General features: G+C 59.9%; 15 protein-coding genes. 7 read left to right on the forward strand and 8 right to left on the reverse strand.

Annotated elements, in window-relative coordinates:
• The first annotated feature begins 83 nt into the window (after positions 1-83).
• Positions 84-1,646 (forward strand): ABC transporter substrate-binding protein, encoded by a 1,563-nt coding sequence (locus ABVF61_RS29570; protein ID WP_353997192.1) that lies wholly within the window; start codon positions 84-86, stop codon positions 1,644-1,646.
• 94 nt (positions 1,647-1,740) lie between these two features.
• Here ABVF61_RS29570 and ABVF61_RS29575 read toward each other — a convergent pair whose 3' ends face one another.
• The 6 genes from ABVF61_RS29575 to ABVF61_RS29600 all read right to left on the reverse strand — a co-directional run bounded on the left by ABVF61_RS29575 (position 1,741) and on the right by ABVF61_RS29600 (position 7,536).
• Positions 1,741-3,048, reverse strand: a complete 1,308-nt coding sequence (locus ABVF61_RS29575) for a TRAP transporter large permease (protein WP_353997193.1) — start codon at positions 3,046-3,048, stop codon at positions 1,741-1,743.
• Positions 3,048-3,554 (reverse strand): TRAP transporter small permease, encoded by a 507-nt coding sequence (locus ABVF61_RS29580; protein WP_353997194.1) that lies wholly within the window; start codon positions 3,552-3,554, stop codon positions 3,048-3,050. Before ABVF61_RS29580 ends, ABVF61_RS29575 begins: the two co-directional genes overlap by 1 nt.
• 56 nt (positions 3,555-3,610) lie before the next feature.
• Positions 3,611-4,624 carry a TRAP transporter substrate-binding protein DctP gene (gene dctP / locus ABVF61_RS29585; RefSeq protein WP_353997195.1) on the reverse strand — a complete coding sequence of 338 codons (1,014 nt, stop codon included), beginning with the start codon at positions 4,622-4,624 and terminating at the stop codon, positions 3,611-3,613.
• A gap of 85 nt (positions 4,625-4,709) precedes the next feature.
• On the reverse strand, positions 4,710-5,330 hold the full coding sequence (gene leuD / locus ABVF61_RS29590; protein WP_353997196.1) for a 3-isopropylmalate dehydratase small subunit: 621 nt from the start codon (positions 5,328-5,330) through the stop codon (positions 4,710-4,712).
• On the reverse strand, positions 5,330-6,736 hold the full coding sequence (leuC, locus tag ABVF61_RS29595) for a 3-isopropylmalate dehydratase large subunit (protein WP_353997197.1): 1,407 nt from the start codon (positions 6,734-6,736) through the stop codon (positions 5,330-5,332). The genes leuD and leuC overlap by 1 nt, the downstream gene beginning before the upstream one ends.
• On the reverse strand, positions 6,733-7,536 hold the full coding sequence (locus ABVF61_RS29600) for a GntR family transcriptional regulator (RefSeq protein WP_353997198.1): 804 nt from the start codon (positions 7,534-7,536) through the stop codon (positions 6,733-6,735). The genes leuC and ABVF61_RS29600 overlap by 4 nt, the downstream gene beginning before the upstream one ends.
• A 146-nt stretch (positions 7,537-7,682) precedes the next feature.
• Here ABVF61_RS29600 and ABVF61_RS29605 point away from each other — a divergent pair, with 146 nt between their 5' ends.
• Genes ABVF61_RS29605 through ABVF61_RS29630 form a run of 6 tightly spaced genes read left to right on the forward strand, consistent with a single transcriptional unit; the run spans position 7,683 to position 14,840 of the window.
• Positions 7,683-8,249, forward strand: coding sequence for a nuclear transport factor 2 family protein (locus tag ABVF61_RS29605; RefSeq protein ID WP_353997199.1), 567 nt, complete (start codon positions 7,683-7,685; stop codon positions 8,247-8,249).
• Positions 8,246-9,940, forward strand: a complete 1,695-nt coding sequence (locus tag ABVF61_RS29610) for a hydantoinase B/oxoprolinase family protein (protein WP_353997200.1) — start codon at positions 8,246-8,248, stop codon at positions 9,938-9,940. Before ABVF61_RS29605 ends, ABVF61_RS29610 begins: the two co-directional genes overlap by 4 nt.
• On the forward strand, positions 9,937-12,000 hold the full coding sequence (locus ABVF61_RS29615; protein WP_353997201.1) for a hydantoinase/oxoprolinase family protein: 2,064 nt from the start codon (positions 9,937-9,939) through the stop codon (positions 11,998-12,000). Before ABVF61_RS29610 ends, ABVF61_RS29615 begins: the two co-directional genes overlap by 4 nt.
• A complete protein-coding gene (locus tag ABVF61_RS29620) occupies positions 11,997-12,617 on the forward strand; it encodes a cysteine hydrolase family protein (protein WP_353997202.1) in 621 nt (206 codons plus the stop codon). The genes ABVF61_RS29615 and ABVF61_RS29620 overlap by 4 nt, the downstream gene beginning before the upstream one ends.
• Positions 12,614-13,480, forward strand: a complete 867-nt coding sequence (locus ABVF61_RS29625; RefSeq protein WP_353997203.1) for an isocitrate lyase/PEP mutase family protein — start codon at positions 12,614-12,616, stop codon at positions 13,478-13,480. Before ABVF61_RS29620 ends, ABVF61_RS29625 begins: the two co-directional genes overlap by 4 nt.
• Positions 13,461-14,840 (forward strand): FAD-dependent oxidoreductase, encoded by a 1,380-nt coding sequence (locus ABVF61_RS29630; RefSeq protein ID WP_353997204.1) that lies wholly within the window; start codon positions 13,461-13,463, stop codon positions 14,838-14,840. The genes ABVF61_RS29625 and ABVF61_RS29630 overlap by 20 nt, the downstream gene beginning before the upstream one ends.
• 26 nt (positions 14,841-14,866) lie before the next feature.
• Here the strand turns inward: ABVF61_RS29630 and ABVF61_RS29635 are convergent, their stop codons facing one another.
• Both ABVF61_RS29635 and ABVF61_RS29640 read right to left on the reverse strand, forming a co-directional pair.
• Positions 14,867-16,342, reverse strand: coding sequence for an aldo/keto reductase (locus tag ABVF61_RS29635; protein WP_353997205.1), 1,476 nt, complete (start codon positions 16,340-16,342; stop codon positions 14,867-14,869).
• A gap of 10 nt (positions 16,343-16,352) precedes the next feature.
• Complete coding sequence (locus ABVF61_RS29640) at positions 16,353-17,003, reverse strand: GntR family transcriptional regulator (RefSeq protein ID WP_353997206.1); 651 nt, start codon at positions 17,001-17,003, stop codon at positions 16,353-16,355.
• Positions 17,004-17,027: the final 24 nt, after the last annotated feature.

Genomic DNA, 17,027 nt, shown 5'->3' on the forward strand with positions numbered 1-17,027 from the left:
GTCAATCCGACTATTATCGTTTTTTGGAACCCTGGGGCTCAAAACCGTCACAAGAAATCAAATTCCGATAGGGGAGTATATAGATGAGTGAAGGACAATTTTCAGTAGGGGCAATGAACCGTCGCAGGTTTTTGCAGACGACCGGTGCGGCAACAGTTTTGGCAAGCGGTGTGCTTTCCGGGACCGCGCAGGCCGCTCCGAAGCGCGGCGGCGTGCTTCGCGTGGCCAAAGGACACGGCCAGACCACGGACACGCTTGATCCGGGCACATGGGAACATGGCTTCGTGATTGCACTTGGCTACGGCTATTGTGGTTACCTGACCGGTGTTGCGCCTGACGGTTCGGTTGAGCCGCAGCTTGCCGAGAGCTGGGAAGCCGATTCCGAAGCCAAGGTCTGGCGCTTCAACCTGCGTCCGGGCATCACGTTCCATTCCGGCAAGGACGTCACACCGGAAGACGTGATTGCATCAATCAACTTCCACCGCGGCGACGACTCGACATCTGCTGCAAAGCCACTGCTGGCTGCCATCGATGATATTACCAGCGAAGGCAACACGGTCGTGTTCTCGCTTTCGTCTGGAAGCGCCGACTTCCCGTTCACCTTCACGGACTACCACTTGCCGATTCTTCCGGCGAAGGACGGTTCCATCGACTGGCGCTCCGGCGACGGTGCCGGCCCGTACAAGCTGACGGACTTCACACCGGGCGTGTCCGCGACACTCGCCCGCTTCGAGAACGACTGGAACAGCGAGCGCGGATATTTCGACGGCATCGAGCTTCTTGCGATTGTCGATCTGAACGCGCGGACCACGGCTCTGATTTCCGGCGATGTTCACGTGATTGACAAACTGGACCTCAAGACAATCGGTCTTATGGGCCGCCGTCCTGGTCTGACGATCCATGAGGTCGCCGGTAACCAGCACTACACGTTCGCAATGTCGACCAACAAGGATCCGTATACCGACAAGAACATCCGTCTTGCGCTGAAGCATGCGGTCAATCGTCAGGAAATGGTTGACAAGATCCTGTTCGGCTATGGTGCTGTCGGTAACGACCATCCGATCGGCCGGGGACAGCAGTTCTTCAACAGTGAACTCGAGCAGAGAACCTACGATCCGGACAAGGCGAAGTTCTACCTGAAGGAAGCAGGCCTCGACAGCCTGTCCGTCACGCTCTCCGCCGCCGATGCGGCGTTCCCGGGCGCGGTCGACGCTGCGGTTCTGTTCCAGCAGTCTGCCAAGGACGCGGGCATCAACCTGGAAATCAACCGGGTGCCGAATGACGGCTACTGGTCGGATGTTTGGATGAAAGATCCGTTCACCGCCGTTTATTGGGGTGGCCGTCCTGTCGAAGACGCAATGTTCTCCACCGCGTACGCCAAGGGCGTCGCCTGGAACGACAGCTTCTGGGACAATGACCGCTTCAATGAGCTTCTGGTCACGGCCCGCGCCGAGCTCGACCCGGACAAGCGTCGCACGATGTATTTCGAAATGCAGTCCATCGTGAACGAAGACGGCGGCGTGATCATCCCGATGTTCGCGAACTATGTGTTTGCAACGTCGAACGATATCGCTGTCAGCGAAAGCATGGCGTCCAACTGGGACATGGACGGCGAGCGCTGGATGGAGCGCTGGTCCTTCGCATAAATGAAATGCTCCGGACGAGGCGGGCTTGCCTGCTTCGTCTGAAGACTTCTCGAGCGACAAAAGGCCCGCCTTGCAGCGGGCCTTTTTTGTGGGTCTATAGGCCGGGAAGCCAGAGGGCGATCTGCGGAAACAGGACCAACAGTGCGACCAGCAGGAGCGAGCATCCGATAAACGGAAAGGCGGACGTATAGATCGTACGCATGGTCGTTCCGGGCGGCGCGACACCCTTCATGACGAATAGCAGAAGCCCGAATGGCGGGGTCGTGAAACTGATTTCCAGCGCAAGAAGCATGATCAGTCCGAACCAGACCGGGTCATAACCGAGGTTCATCGCCAGCGGAAAGAAGATCGGCACGGTCAGCAGCATCATGGAGATCTGTTCCATGAACATGCCGAGCAGAAGCAAAACCGCGAACATCACCATCAGCATGTAAAGAGGCGCCAGCTCAAACGAGATCGCCCAGTTGACGAGCCCTCGCGAGGCACCTGAAAAGGCAAGAAGCTGACTGAACGTCGCCGAGCCGAACACAATCAGGTAGGCCATCAACGTCACTTTCAGCGCACCGGTAACGGATTTGCGCATCGCCTCCCAGGTCAGGCAGCGGAAAACTGCCGCAAGGATCAGAACGCCCAAAGCTCCGAACGCAGCCGCCTCGGAGGGCGTCACGAAACCGTTGATCATCAAGATGATGATCACGACCATGACCCCGACCATCGGAACCACTTCCCGCAGAAGCAGGGATATCTTGTTCACGAAGGACAGGGGTTCAACGTCATAGGCAGGCGCGGCGGTGGGGTCCAGTCTGGTCTGAAGCCAGATGGTGCCGATATAGAATGCCGCCAGAATGAGCCCCGGAATGACCCCTGCGATCAGCAGCGCACCGACATCGATCTGGGCCAGCGTCGCCAGCAGAACCGCAAGCGCAGACGGAGGGATGATGATCGCGAGGCCGCCGGTTCCGAGAATGGGACCAATGCTCATGTGGGACTTGTAACCGCGCTGGCTCATCTCCGGGACCATCAGCGATCCGAGCAACGCGGTTGAGCCCATGGAGGATCCGGAAAGCGTCGAAAATGCCGTGCCGCCGAGAACGGTGACGTAGCTCAGCCGGCCCGACAGCCTGCCGAGCAGCTTGTCGATCGCGTTGAACATGCGCCCGCCGAGACCTGTATGAAAAAAGATCTCGCCCATCAGCAGAAACAACGGGATCGGCACGAGCGCGAATTTGGTAAGGGACCCGAGGCCGTTGTTGAGCAATTGGCCGATGCCGCGTTCGCCGCCCATAAATACCCAGGCACCAATGATATTGGCGGCCAGGAACGCCAGGGCGACAGGCATGCCCATCGCCATCAGAAACACAATGACGCCGAGAAGCAGAGCGAGCGCTTCGTACCACTCCATTATTCGTGTATCCCCGCTTCACCGGTGTGCATCAGCTCGGAACCGGCGACAAATCTCATGAACTCAGCCGCCATGAGACCGAAACTCAGTGGAAAGGTGATCGTCAGAAGCCAGCGGGGGTAGTAGTAGGCCCGGGTGTCATAGTCACCGCGCTCGATGTTTTTAAGAAAGAGTTCCAGCCCCTTCCACGCAAGGATCACGCAGACGACAACACAGGCAAAGGCAACCAGACGGCTGACAATGCGCCGGGGACCTTCCGGCAAGGCGGAGGTGACCAGTTCGATGTGGACGTGTCCCTTTTCCCGGACGAGCCATGGCGCGCCGAGCATGGTCATGTAGAGAAGCCCGTATTCGGAAGACGTGAACAGCCACGCAAAGGGCTGCAGACCCAGATTGCGCATCAGGACCGACACCACAACGGACACCATCAGCCAGACAAGCGTGGCACCGGCGATGAAGGCCATCGCATCAATCAGAAAATTGTAAATCCTGGTGACGGCGGTCATGCATCAGCCCCGGGTCGTAAGGAACAGGCCCGCCGGGTGGCGGGCCTGTCACGCATTCATTTTGCTGCGTTCAGATCGTAGAAAAGTTCGATCAGCTTGTCATAGTTGTCGGTGCCGCCAGGCTGCTCCGCCATCAGGCCTTTCATCCGCTCCCAGGTCTTTTCGCGTGCGGCGGCAAGGTAATTTGCCTTGGCATCGCCCTCCAGAGAGACCACCGTCATGCCGGCTGCATCGAGCGCGGCAAAGTCTTCGTCCCGCTTCGCGCGCAGTGCTTCGACGCTGTCCTTTTCATGCTGGATCGCAACGTCCTGAAGGATCTTCTTGGATTCATCCGACAGTGAATTCCACTTCTCAAGGTTGACGATCACGCCGAGGTCCGTCGAGAAGAAGCAGGGTTCGATGCGGTAGTTGAGGAACTCGTTCCACTTCAGATCGATGAGGCCGATCTGCGTCCAACCTGTTGCATCCACGACGCCGCGCTGGAGGGCGGAGTAGACCTCACCGGTCGGCAGGTCGATGACCTGTGCTCCGAGATAGTTGGTGAAGAAGGCGTTGTAGACGTTGTTTCCGCGCAGCTTCAGCCCCTCGACTTCGAGATTGCCGGCTGTGTCGAACGTCGGTTCATTGCGGGTCCACAGATTGTAGCAGACGCCGCTGTCGAACCAGCCAAGATACTTCAGGCCCATCTTTTCCTGGTGGATCTGGTCAATGAGTTCCGTGCCGCCATTTTGGCGTGTCTCGACTGCCGTCAGGTTCGACGCTACCATGGCGTCTTTTTCCGGCAAAGCGCCGCCGTAAAAAGAGCCTGGGGTGTAGACCATGTCGACGATACCGTCGCGCACCGCATCGGGCTGCTGGAACATGCCGATCGCCTCAGGCCCACCGCGTACTTCGATCTGCACAACGCCTTTGCCGGCTTCATTCACCTTGTCGACAAAGGAGAGAAAGCTCTTGGTGTAAATGAGGGTTTCAGGGAATGCATGAACTGCGGTAATCGTATCTTCCGACTGTGCCGAGGTGGCGAACAGCGTGGAACCGGCAACGAGGCCGGCCATTAGTATCCTCTTCATAGTCTCACTCCACTTTATAGGGTGGCTTTTTGCCTTATCCCTCTGGTTCTCAGGCTATGCCCTGATGCTGCCTGCTCTCGAGATTTCAAGAGCGTTGTGCTTCCGCCGCAGGCCGGGCCCATGGCGCATTCTGGTTCCACGACGTCTTGTGACGTTCAATCTCCGCCACATGCTGCAAAGTCTGATCGATATCGTCCCAGCCGTTGATGAGCTTGGTGCGCCAACTCGGATCGAGCGAAAAAGAAACCTCGGTCTCTCCGAGGCTGAGCATTCCGTTCTCAAGGGAGACGGCTGCCTGTTCCGCACCTTCTCCCAGTATCCGGATCAGAAGACCGTAATTTTCTTCGGATATGCGCGCGGGGAGCAGTCCGTTATTGACGGCATTGCCCGCGAATATGTCTCCGAAGCTCGGGGCGAATATCGCCCGAATACCGGCATCAACCAGTGCGTAGACTGCTGCTTCCCGCGACGAACCGCTTCCAAAGTTGCGGCCGGCGACAACAACGCTGGCATGCCCGTGGCGGTTCAGGGGAAAGTGCGGATGATCTTCGCCAGCGGCATCTTTGCGCAGATCATGCAGAAGAAACCGGCCATACCCCGCACTGCGCGGCGTCGACATGAAGCGGGACGGAATAAGCTGATCCGTATCGATATTATGGATCGGCAACGCCACCGCATGTCCGCTATGATTGTTCCAGCCCGGCATTACCCAATCCGCCCCTTGAGAAGAGGCCGAACGTCGGTGATCGTGCCGGTAACAGCCGCGGCGGCAACCATTGCCGGTGACATCAGATGAGTGCGGGCTCCAGGGCCCTGACGACCGCGGAAGTTCCGGTTGGTTGAAGACGCGCAGCGTTTTCCGGGCGCTACCAGGTCACCGTTCATGCCAACACACATGGAACATCCGGAGCCGGCCCATTCCAGTCCCGCCTCCACAAAGATGCGGTCAAGGCCTTCCTGCTCGGCCTGTGCCTTCACCAAGGCCGATCCCGGCGACACCAGGCCGGGAACCTTGGCCTTTCGGCCACTGAGAACTGCCGCCGCGGTGCGAAGGTCTTCAATCCGCCCATTCGTGCAGGACCCGACGAACACCTGATCGACAGGTGTTCCTTCGATAGGGCGGCCCGCGTCGAGGCTCATGTAGTCGAGCGCGTCCCGCACGGCTTCCGCCCTGCCGTTCGCGAGCAATGTCGGGTCGGGTATCGTGGATGTAACCGGGATCGCCTGCTCGGGGCTGGTGCCCCAGGTGACGATCGGGGCGATGTCGTCCGCGTCGAGCCGGATTCCCCTGTCGAAATGTGCCGCGTCATCGGAGCGCAACATGGACCAGTCTTCCAGCGCGGCGTTCCATGAAGGGCCGTGGGGAGCATGGGCCCGGCCTTCCAGATAGGAAAAGGTGGTCTCGTCGGGTGCAATCAATCCGAAGCGCGCACCGCCTTCGATCGACAGATTGCAAAGGGTCATGCGGCCTTCCATGGAAAGCGCACGTACGGCACTGCCGGTATATTCAATGGCATGTCCTTGCGCCCCGTCGGCACCAAGTGTCGCGATCCAGTTGAGCGCGATGTCCTTTGCGCTAACGCCTGGCCCGAGATTGCCATCTATCTGCAGGCGCATGGCCGCCGGCTTCTTCTGCCAGATCGTTTGTGTGGTAAGGATGTGGGCGACTTCCGTCGCGCCAATGCCGAAGGCGAGTGCACCAAACGCACCGTGCGTAGAGGTATGACTGTCGCCGCAATTGATCAAAAGGCCGGGAAGCGTCAGGCCTTGTTCGGGCCCGACCACGTGAACGATCCCCTGCCCCGGATCATCCAGATCGAACAACCGAATCCGGTGTTTGCGCGCATTCTTGCGCAGCGTGTCGACCATGTACTTTATTTTCGGATTCGAAATCAGCTCACGGCCGCGGGTCGGCGCATAGTGATCGACCACCGCAAATGTCTGATCGGGCTCGGCAACGGCGAGGCCCCGCGCCTCAATCTTGGCGAACGCGTGATGCGAGCCCTCATGGACCAGATGACGGTCGACCCACAAGAGGGACGAGCCGTCGTCGCGCCTGACAATTTCATGCGCGGACCAAAGCCTGTCCAGAAGTGTTCTTGGCGCGGTCATGCAGGCTCACCGGGCGGTTTGCCGATGGCTGGTTCCCAATGACGTGTACTGCCGTCACCGACCCGGGTCAGCGGCATCTCGAGCCGGAACATGTCCGGACGGTAGAGGCCTGAAAGATATTCAACGCCATTGTCATTGACGTCGCGCACGACCCGCCGCAGCGAAAGCAGCGCCGACCCGACGGCGATACCAAGCGCTTCAGCAACCTCCGGCCCGGCGAGAGTTGCCGAGACCGACTGGTGCGCATCCTTGATTTGCACGCCACTGAGTTCCAGAAGCTTGAAGAGAGGCGTCGTGGCCAGATCGTTTTCCGAATAATTCGCTGCAATTTCGGCGGGAACGTAGGTCGTCAAATGCGAGAAGGGTGTGCCGTCTGCGCTGCGAACACGTGTCGCGATCTGCACCTGATCTTTAGGCTGAAGCTTGAGTGCGCTTGTGACGAATTCAGGGGCCGTTCCATAGGAGAACGACAGGAGCCGCGCCGTCGTGTTCTGCCCCATCTCAACGAGTTGGGGCATCAGCGTTGCCAGGTTCATGGCCATCGGTTTGGACGGTCGCCCGGCGGAGCGCACCGTTGTCCCGCTGCCGGCGCGGCGCGCAACGAGGCCCGCTGCGGCGAGTGCATCCAGCGCCCTTCGGATCGTGACCCTGGAGACCCCGAACAGTTCGGCGAGCTTTTGTTCCGGAGGCAGGTTTTCACCGTCGTCCAGCCGGCCGTCTGCAATCTGGTCGCGCAGGGAAAGATAGACCTGGCGCGCTTTCGCCCCTTCCGGAAGCAGCGATTTTGCAGGCTTGTTCACGCCGGACATTCCTCCCTGTTAGGCCACTAATGTTATCGCCGGTTTTAAAAAGTTCAAGCTTCTGTACGTTGCAATTGTCTTTTTTAGTATTAGAAACACATACAAATCTGTATTATAAAAAATACAAATTTTGGGAGGAAGGCAAAATGCCTATCGTCGAACTGCATCTCCTGCAGGGCTACGGACAAGAGGCAAAGCGGCGTCTGCATGAGGCGTTGACAGACGCTGTCCGGCTTGTCGTGCCCGCTCCACCTGAAGCCATAACCGTGATGATCCACGAAATGGAACCAGCCAATTACTCCCGTGGCCGTGTTCAAAGATCCGGCGCGCCTGCGCTGGAGGATCAGGGCGATTTGGTAAGACGGTTTCTGAGCGCCATGGAGGCGCGTGACCTGGAAACCGCGCAGGAGATGCTGTCAGCGGACTTCTCCATGCAGTTTCCGGGCGCACATCCGATGCACCGTCTGGAGGAGCTGATCGAGTGGGCCAGGGAGCGATATCGGTCCGTGAAAAAAACCTACACAGGGTTTGACGTCATGCAGGGCGCCGGGCCAGCCGCGCTGGTTTACTGCAGGGGAACGCTTTCGGGTGAATGGCCCGATGGAACCCCGTTTGAGGGCATCCGCTTCATCGACCGGTTTGAACTCGAAAACGGCAGGATTACCCGACAGGACGTCTGGAACGACATTGCGGAAGTAAAGGCGCAAGCATGAGCGAGATTGATGCCATCACCCTGTCCGTTCTGTCCGGCCGCATGGAGCAGATTGCGGACGAAATGGATGCAACGCTGTTTCGCGCGGCATTCAACCCGATCATTGCCGAAGCGCACGATGCCAGTCACGGTCTCTACCACGCCCAAAGCGGCGACACGCTGGTGCAGGGCAAATCGGGCCTGCCGATTTTTGTCGGTGTCATGTCCTTTGCCGTGAAGGCCGTCATTGAGAAAGCGGCTGCGGAAGGGGATCTCCAGGACGGCGACATATTCATCTTCAACGATGCCCATATCGGCGGGACGCATCTTTCGGACATGCGTCTTGTCCGGCCTTATTTTCGCGATGGTGAACTCTTCTGTTATCTCGCCTCCGTCGGGCACTGGCACGATGTGGGCGGGGCGGTGCCGGGCAACTACAATCCGGCCGCCACCGAAGTCTTTCAGGAGGCTTTTGTGTTGCCGCCGGTACGTCTGGCGCGCGGCGGCGAAATAAACCAGGACATCATCGACATCCTGTTGCGCAACACGCGCCTGCCGCAATCTGCAATGGGAGACCTGAACGGCCAGCTGGGTGCGCTTGATCTCGGAATCAGGCGGATGGACGAACTGCTCGACGAATATGGGGCTTTAACGGTCAGTTCCGCGCTTGATGCCCTGGGTCACAGGGCCGAAGCCCTGATGCGATCGGAGCTTGAAGCTCTGCCGGACGGCCGTTGGGAAGCGGTGGATTATCTCGACAATGACGGCATCACGGATGAACCGCTGGCGATCCGGGTCGCGTTAGAGATCAGGGGCGATAGCATGACCCTCGACTTTACAGGCTCTGCACCGCAATGCGCCGGCCCGGTCAACATTGCGCTGCCGACAACGGTTGCCACCGCTTATGTCGCGATTAAGCATATCTTCCCGGCCCTGCCTGCGAACGCGGGCGTCATGCGGCCGATCCATGTCGAGGTTCCGCAAGGATCGCTGCTGTCCGCCGAATTTCCGAGCCCGACAGGCGGTTATACGGAGACGATCCTCCGCATGATTGACGTGGTTTTTTCCGCCTTTGCAAAGGCGGCGCCTGAGCGCGTTGTTGCAAACGCCTATGGAACGATCAACGCCTTGTCGATCGCCGGCAAGCGCAGCAACGGGCAGCGCTGGGTGATGTTCAGTTTTTACGGGGGCGGGCATGGCGGCTCGCATGAAAGCGATGGCCTCAATCACGGCAACGCACCGATATCGACCGCGACCATCCCGCCGATGGAAATCCTCGAGGCTGCCTATCCGGTGATGTTCCGTACGTGGGCCTTGCGGCCCGACAGTGCCGGTGCGGGACAGCATCGCGGCGGCATGGGTGCGGTTTACGAGATCGAGGTTCTTGAAGAAAACGGCGCCGAAGCGTTTTTGTTTGGCGAACGCGGCCGCTTTGCCCCCAAGGGTATTGCCGACGGACAGGATGGGGCCCTGAATAGGTTTTCCTTTGAGCAGGACGAGGGTTGGGGCGTGCCACCCCTTGCCTCAAAAATGCGTGGCATCAAGTTGCGGCAGGGCCAGGCAGTCAGACTGGAAACGCCAGGTGGCGGTGGCTACGGCAAGGCCGAGGAACGCGCCGCGTCGGATGTCGCACGTGACGTCGTCCGCGGTCTGGTCGACCCTGAGAAAGCCGATCAACTTTACGGAACCGCTTGGCGGGAGATGTCTTCATGAAAGGACGCATGATCGGCGTCGATGTCGGCGGCACATTCACCGATGTCTTTGTGCTCAACGAGGCCGACGGATCCGCCTCCGTTGCCAAGGTTCCGACGACGCGGCCGGATCAGTCCGGCGGGTTTCTGGAAGGGATCTCCCGGCAGGTGACCGATATGTCGGAGGTATCGGTCGTCGTCCACGGAACGACGGCCGGCACCAATGCGCTGCTGGAACGAAAGGGCGCAACAACGGGGGTTATCTGCACGCAGGGCCTGCGTGATGTCCTGGAAATGCGCCGCCGCGACCGACCGAGAACCTGGGGTCTGCGCGGCGATTTCGAACCGGTCGTCGACCGTCGTAATCGCCTTGAAGTGCCGGAGCGAACACTGGCGGATGGGTCGATCAGAACGCCGGTTGACCTGGATGCGGTTCGCGCAGCGGCGCGCCAGCTTCAGGATCAGGGCTGTGAAGCCGTGGCAATCCTCTTTGCCAATGCCTATGCCAATTCGGCAAACGAAGCGGCGGCGGTGGCTGCGGTGCGCGAGATCTGGCAGAACCAGCATGTCTCGGCCTCTTCTGAGATCCTGCCCGAGATCCGCGAGTTTGAGCGCTTCTCGACAACGGCGCTCAATGCCTACCTCCAGCCGGAAGTATCGGGTTATCTGCACCGCCTCGAACAGGCACTCGCCTCGGGCGGGTTCGACGGCGAATTCATGATCGTGCAATCCAACGGCGGCGTGATGGCCGTGGAAACGGCTTGCCGCCTGCCGGTTCGAACGGCGTTGTCTGGACCGGCCGCGGGGGTGATCGCCGCCGGCTACATCGCGTCTTCGGCGGGTTTCGACAATGTGATCACCGGCGACATGGGCGGCACCAGCTTCGATGTCTCCCTGATCTCGAAGGGACAGTCCATGCTGTCCCCGCAGACCTCCATTGACTTCGGCATGGTGGTGCGGACACCGATGATCGAGATCACCACGATCGGTGCCGGTGGCGGGTCGATTGCCTGGGTCGACAAGGGTGGTCTGCTGAACATTGGGCCGGAAAGTGCGGGCTCTGATCCCGGACCTGTTGCCTATGGCCTTGGCAACACGCGCCCGACTGTTACGGATGCCAATGTCGTTCTCGGCCGGATCGACCCGGACAATCCGATCGGCGGAAAACTCGAACGGCTTGACGTGGAGGCCGCTCGCGAGGCCATCGACCGGCATGTCGGACAGCCGCTTGCCCTGGACACCCTCGCAGCGGCTGAAGCAATTCTGCGGGTTGCAAACTCACGCATGGCTGGCGCGATCCGGCTCGTCAGCATCGAGCGTGGCTTTGATCCCAAGAACTTCGCCTTCATGCCATTTGGCGGTGGGGGCGCATTGCATGCGGGTGCGATGCTGAAGGATGTCGGCATCGCACGCGCGATCGTGCCGCGCTATCCGGGCGTCACCTCCGCGATGGGATGCGTGATCGCGGATATGCGCCAGGACTTTGTGCAAACGATCAACGCACTGGTTGCGGTAATGGATGAAACCGCGCTTGCGGCGTTCATGCAGGATCACACGGATCATGGCATGGCCCTTCTCGATGCTGCCAGGACAACCTTCGAAGCACGCGAGCTGAGTTTTGAACTGGACATGGCTTACATCGGCCAGACGCATACCGTGGCTGTGCCGCTCGGTGTCCGGACCGAAAACGGCCGGATCGTGCCGCCAACGCGCGCCGAAATCGAAAAGGCGTTTGACGCCACCTACGAGGCGACGTTCGGGAGGCTTCTGAAAGATGGCGTACGCCGGATCTTGAACCTGCGCAGCTCGGTCACCGGAAAGCGCCCGAAATTCGACCTGAAAACCCTCGCCCCCGAAACGGCCGGTCGATCTGAACCGAAGACCTCGCGCAAAGTGCATTTTGGCGGTGCGTGGCATGAAACAAAGATATTCGACCGGCTCGAGCTGCCGGTCGGAACGGTAATCGAAGGTCCGGCTATCCTCGAACAGCCGGATACGACTGTGCTTGTCGACCCTGACTTGCAGGCCCGTGTCGATCTCTTCGGCAATACCATAATCGAACCCCTTGGAGGTCAGTCATGAACGAGCCGCAGACGTGGAATCTTGCCAGAACGGCACTGCTGACGATTGATCTCCAAAACGATTTTCTCCACCCCGACGGCGCCTATGGCCGTGCCGGTCAACGGGCGGACAGCATCGCCGCATTGCCGGCGCGCATCGCACCGCTGGTGAAGGCCCTTCGCAAGCATGGCGGGCACTATATTTCCGCCCAGTTCACTCTGGTGCCGGACGCCAGCGGCGAGCCTCTGATCGCGCCGCACCTCAAGAAACTCCGGCCTTTTCTGACAAAAGGGGATTTCGCTCCGGGCAGTTTCGGCAACACGCTGGTCGATGAGCTTTATCCGGCCGACTTCGTGATCGAAAAGGTAGCCTATTCCGCATTTTATCAGACACGGCTGGAGTACATCATGCGCGCCGTCGGCATTGATACCCTGATCGTCGGCGGCATTGTCACCAATGGCGGTGTCGCATCGACATTGCGCGATGCGCACTTGCGCAACATCGATACGGTTCTACTGACCGACGGCAGCGCAGCTTTCAACGAGGAGGTTCACCAGGCAACGCTCTTGTCGCTTGCAACCGTTACCGGCCGCATGCCGTGTGAGGACGTGCTGGCATGGCTGGAGAATGCGTCATGAGCCTGAAAAAGCGCCTGCAACAAGACAATATTCTGGTCGCACCGGGCGTCTATGACGGCCTGACTGCTTCCATTGCGACTGAGGCGGGCTTCGAAGCGCTGTACCTGAGCGGCGCTGCGGTCTCCTACACCCGCCTTGGACGTCCCGACATAGGGCTGACGGCCGTCACAGAGATGACTGACGCAATGGCACTGATTGCGGATCGCACTGAATTGCCGGTCATCATTGACGCCGACACGGGGTTCGGAAACGCCCTCAATGCGCAAAGAACCATGCGACTCTATGAGCGTGCAGGCGCATCGGCGCTTCAGGTCGAGGATCAGACCTACCCGAAAAGATGCGGTCATCTCGCGGACAAGTCCCTGATTTCACCCGGTGAAATGGCAGGCAAGGTCAAGGCCATGTCCGATGCGCGAAACTCGGACGAAACCCTGATCATCGCCCGCACGGATGCCATTGCCGTCGAGGGTCTTTCGGCGGCGATCGACCGCGCTGAAATGTATCTGGAGGCTGGTGCCGATGTTCTTTTCATCGAAGCGCCCCGGTCACGCGAGCAACTCTCGGAAGTCGCGCGGCATTTCGAAAACCGCGTGCCATTGCTGGCCAACATGGTCGAGGGTGGCGCGACACCGATCACCGGAGCCGATGATCTGGAGGAACTGGGCTATTCGATCGTGATATTCCCGGGCGGCATTGTCCGTGCGATCGCGCGAACGGCTGGAGACTATTACGAGAGCCTTCGAAAAAACGGCAGCAATCGGCCATTTGCTGACAGAATGTTCGACTTCGAGGGCCTCAACGGCGTGATCGGAACGGCCGAAATGCTGGCCAAGGGCGTGTCGTATGACCGAAACGAAAGCTGACGTCGCACCGGCCCCCGACAGTTTTGACCTGACATGCGAAACCCTGATCATTGGCGCTGGCGCGGGCGGGCTGGTCGCAGCCCTTGCGGCTGACGAGGCGAGCCAGTCTGTGCTCGTTGTCGAAGCCGACCCGGTGCCGGCAGGATCGACGGCCCTCTCCGCCGGACTGATCCCTGCCGCTGGTACCAGTATTCAGGCCAGGGTCGGCATCGAAGATGACGCCGGGCGCTTTGCGGCAGACATTCAGAAAAAAGCAGGCGATCAGAACGAACAGTCGCTGGTAGATCGCCTGACCCGCCATTCGGCACCGGCAATCGACTGGTTGTCGGACACGTTCGGCTTGCCCTTTTCGGTGATTACGAATTTTGAGTATCCGGGCCACAGCCGGAAACGCATGCACGGTCTGCCGACGAGATCCGGTGCAGAGCTGATCGACACGCTCCGGGCCACGTGCGAAACGGTCGGGATCGATATCGTTTGCGAGCGGCGCGCCAATCGTCTGTTCTTTGAAGACGGGACTGTCAAAGGCATCGCGGTTTCGAGGCCCGACGGCGGGATTGAGACCATCGGCTGCGAAAAGCTCATCCTTGCCTGCAACGGCTTTGGCGGCAACCGGATGCTGGTGCATCAGCTTCTGCCGGACATCGAGAACGCACTGTGGTTCGGGCATGACGGCAATCGGGGCGAAGCGCTACTTTGGGGCCGGTCAATCGGTGCCGATCTTGCGCATCTCGGTTCCTATCAGGGGCATGGCAACGTCGCCCATCCCCACGGCATCCTCATAACCTGGGCCGTGATAACGGAGGGCGGTGTCCAGGTGAACAAGCACGGCAGGCGGTTCTGGAACGAGGCGCAAGGCTATTCCGAAGCAGCGCGAGCTGTTCTGGCGCAGCCGGACGGGGAAGCATTTGCGATCTTCGACGGCCGGATCGCATCCATTGCCCGTCAGTTCGAGGACTTCAAACAAGCAGAAGCGGTGGGGGCGATCAAGACGAGCGAAACGCCGGAAAGGCTCGCCCGTGAGCTTGGTCTGCCGCCCGAGGCTTTCGCGGAAACGATGGCATCAATTCCCGTAGGTGGCGTCGATGAGTTCAACCGCGAATTCGGGTCCGAAGCCTTGCAGGCGCCCTTTTGCGGTGTACGGGTGACCGGCGCACTTTTTCACACCCAGGGCGGTCTCAGAACGGGCGACAACGCGCGTGTCATTGGAGCGGACGGGTCGGGATTTGCCAATCTTTATGCTTGCGGCGGGGCGGCATGCGGTGTGTCGGGCAAAGCCGACAGCGGATATCTTTCCGGGAACGGGCTCCTGAGCGCAATCGTGCTGGGAATGCTGGCCGGCCGGGCGCCGCTGTCGTAAACCTTCCGGGTCGCGACCACGTTTCCTTAAGTCGGCGCCGCTTCAGGCAGAACGGCTTCCGCCTCGATTTCCACCTTGTGATCGCCAATCAGTCCGGCAACGACTACAAGTGTGTTGGCCGGTTTGATATCCGCAAAAACACGTCCGTGCGCTTTTGATATGTCGAGCACATCGGCTTCGTCGACGATGTAAATCCGCGTCCGCACAACGTCCTTGGCGCTGGCGCCGAGCGCGGTGAGCGCAGCCAAGATCTTGTCGAGAATGTAGGTCGTCTGCGCGCCTGCATCTTCCGGCGCAACAGCACGGGCTGCACCGGCAACGGCCGTGGTGCCTGACACAAGGATCCTGTTACCGATCTTCTGGGCCCGGCAGTATCCGGCGATCTCTTCCCAGTCGGATCCTGTGAGAACCTGCGCGGCGTCGGGCCGGTGTGGAGCATTTCTGGCGCTGTGGGCAAGCGGCATTTCGGCAAGGTGATGGCTGAGGTCCCCCGACGCAGTCAGGAATGGAGGGCGCCGGTATTCATCGCCGCAGTCCCCCGGCACGTCTTTTGTTGCGGCAAATGCCAGCGCGAGCCGATCGTGATCGTCCGGGTCCAGCGAGAATGAAAACAGCTTGGCATTGTCGGCAATGTGCTCGCTTTCGCCGATGCGGGCTCCGACGATCACACCGGCGACAGACGGTTGATCCAGAACCCAGCGTGTCGCAACATTGGCAATCGAAACGCCATGTTTTTTCGCAACGTCGCGGGCCGCAAGGAGAATGCCCTGAAAAGCCGACCAACCGCCTGCGGCGTCGATGAAGCGTTTGTATTTCATCTTCGACCAGTCAGTGAGGTGCGAAGGTTCCTCTTTGCCCAGCCATCTCTCAGACAGGAAGCCACCGCAAAGCGTGCCATAGGCGAGCAGCTTCACGTCAGAGACGGCGCAGAGTTCGGCGAGCGGTCCCGCGGCGCGCCGGTCGATCATCGAGAACGACACCTGGTTGGTCACAAGCGGGATGCCGTCGGTGAGCGCCAGCCTAAGGTGCGCAGCGTCGAAATTTGTCACGCCAAGAGCCCTGATCAGACCTTCTTCCTTCAGGCGTGCCAATTCATGTAGCGCATCGAGCCAGGCGGGGTGCTCAAAGCTCCACCAGTGGAATTGCAGCAGATCGATCCGGTTGGTATTGAGCCGGTCAAGCCTGTCCTGAACGCCTGCTCGGACGACGTCTGCGCTCATTGGTCCGGGTTCCGGACACCATTTGGTGCAGATCTGGGGCGGATTGTTCTCACGATGCCTGGACAGCAAGCGACCCGAGATGATCTCAGCGCTGCCGTAATGGTCGGCCATGTCGAACGTCGAAAACCCTGCTTCCAGGTACTTTTCGAGATCGTCGGCAGCCGCGTCCGGATCAAGAATGGTCCCGTCTTTTTCGATATCGGCGACCTGCCAGAGGCCTGTCAGGATGCGGCTGATCTCAAGTCCTTCGGCAAGCGGCTGGCGCGGCGGCATCAGTGTCATGGAAGGTCCTTCAGGTTTCCGGCAACAGGAGTTTGAAGCTGCGTTCGATATCCATCGCCAAAGCGCGCTGTGCCGCGCCACGGTTCGCTTTCCTGAGCGCGGCAACGATCTCCTGGTGATGGATGTGTTCCGGGATCTCGTTTGCGGACCGCTCCCGGACAACGAGGTTCAAGAACGCGCCATATTGCAGCCAGAGCGCCTCCACCAGAGGCAGGATCACCCGCGACCCGGAGCGCCGGTAAAGGCTGAAATGAAAGTCGTAGTTCTGCTTGAGATCTGGCGTGCTGCTGTCGGATCGGGGGGCGGATATGATGTCCTCTAGCGCGTCGATGGCGGCTGTATCCAGGTGGTCCATCGCCTCTTCCAGCAGCAAGGCTTCAAGAGCGAGGCGCGCTGATTTCAGTTCCCGCATTCTGTCCGCGTCAAACGGGGGAACTTCGAGCGTGCGGCTCGGCGTATCGACAAGAGCACCCTCAGCGACGAGGCGCCGGACCGCCTCGCGCACAGGTGTCAGAGAGATGCCGAGCTGATCCGCCAGTGTTCTCAGGCTAACCGTCTCGCCAGGTGCGAAGGCCCCGCGCGTAAAGGCCTCGCGCAAGGCGTCATAGGCACTCTCGCGCAGTTTGGACTGATCTATCCGGGCAATCTTCGGCTGGCTCATCCCTGTCCTTCCGACCCTTGACGG

This window comes from Roseibium sp. HPY-6 (genome assembly GCF_040530035.1).
Classification (GTDB): domain Bacteria; phylum Pseudomonadota; class Alphaproteobacteria; order Rhizobiales; family Stappiaceae; genus Roseibium.

Coding starts and splice junctions, on each gene's coding strand:
- ABVF61_RS29570 (WP_353997192.1), top strand. CDS start 84: ATGAGTGAAGGACAATTTTCAGTAGGGGCAATGAACCGTCGCAGGTTT.
- ABVF61_RS29575 (WP_353997193.1), bottom strand. CDS start 3,048: ATGGAGTGGTACGAAGCGCTCGCTCTGCTTCTCGGCGTCATTGTGTTT.
- ABVF61_RS29580 (WP_353997194.1), bottom strand. CDS start 3,554: ATGACCGCCGTCACCAGGATTTACAATTTTCTGATTGATGCGATGGCC.
- dctP (WP_353997195.1), bottom strand. CDS start 4,624: ATGAAGAGGATACTAATGGCCGGCCTCGTTGCCGGTTCCACGCTGTTC.
- leuD (WP_353997196.1), bottom strand. CDS start 5,330: ATGCCGGGCTGGAACAATCATAGCGGACATGCGGTGGCGTTGCCGATC.
- leuC (WP_353997197.1), bottom strand. CDS start 6,736: ATGACCGCGCCAAGAACACTTCTGGACAGGCTTTGGTCCGCGCATGAA.
- ABVF61_RS29605 (WP_353997199.1), top strand. CDS start 7,683: ATGCCTATCGTCGAACTGCATCTCCTGCAGGGCTACGGACAAGAGGCA.
- ABVF61_RS29610 (WP_353997200.1), top strand. CDS start 8,246: ATGAGCGAGATTGATGCCATCACCCTGTCCGTTCTGTCCGGCCGCATG.
- ABVF61_RS29615 (WP_353997201.1), top strand. CDS start 9,937: ATGAAAGGACGCATGATCGGCGTCGATGTCGGCGGCACATTCACCGAT.
- ABVF61_RS29620 (WP_353997202.1), top strand. CDS start 11,997: ATGAACGAGCCGCAGACGTGGAATCTTGCCAGAACGGCACTGCTGACG.
- ABVF61_RS29625 (WP_353997203.1), top strand. CDS start 12,614: ATGAGCCTGAAAAAGCGCCTGCAACAAGACAATATTCTGGTCGCACCG.
- ABVF61_RS29630 (WP_353997204.1), top strand. CDS start 13,461: ATGACCGAAACGAAAGCTGACGTCGCACCGGCCCCCGACAGTTTTGAC.
- ABVF61_RS29635 (WP_353997205.1), bottom strand. CDS start 16,342: ATGACACTGATGCCGCCGCGCCAGCCGCTTGCCGAAGGACTTGAGATC.
- ABVF61_RS29640 (WP_353997206.1), bottom strand. CDS start 17,003: ATGAGCCAGCCGAAGATTGCCCGGATAGATCAGTCCAAACTGCGCGAG.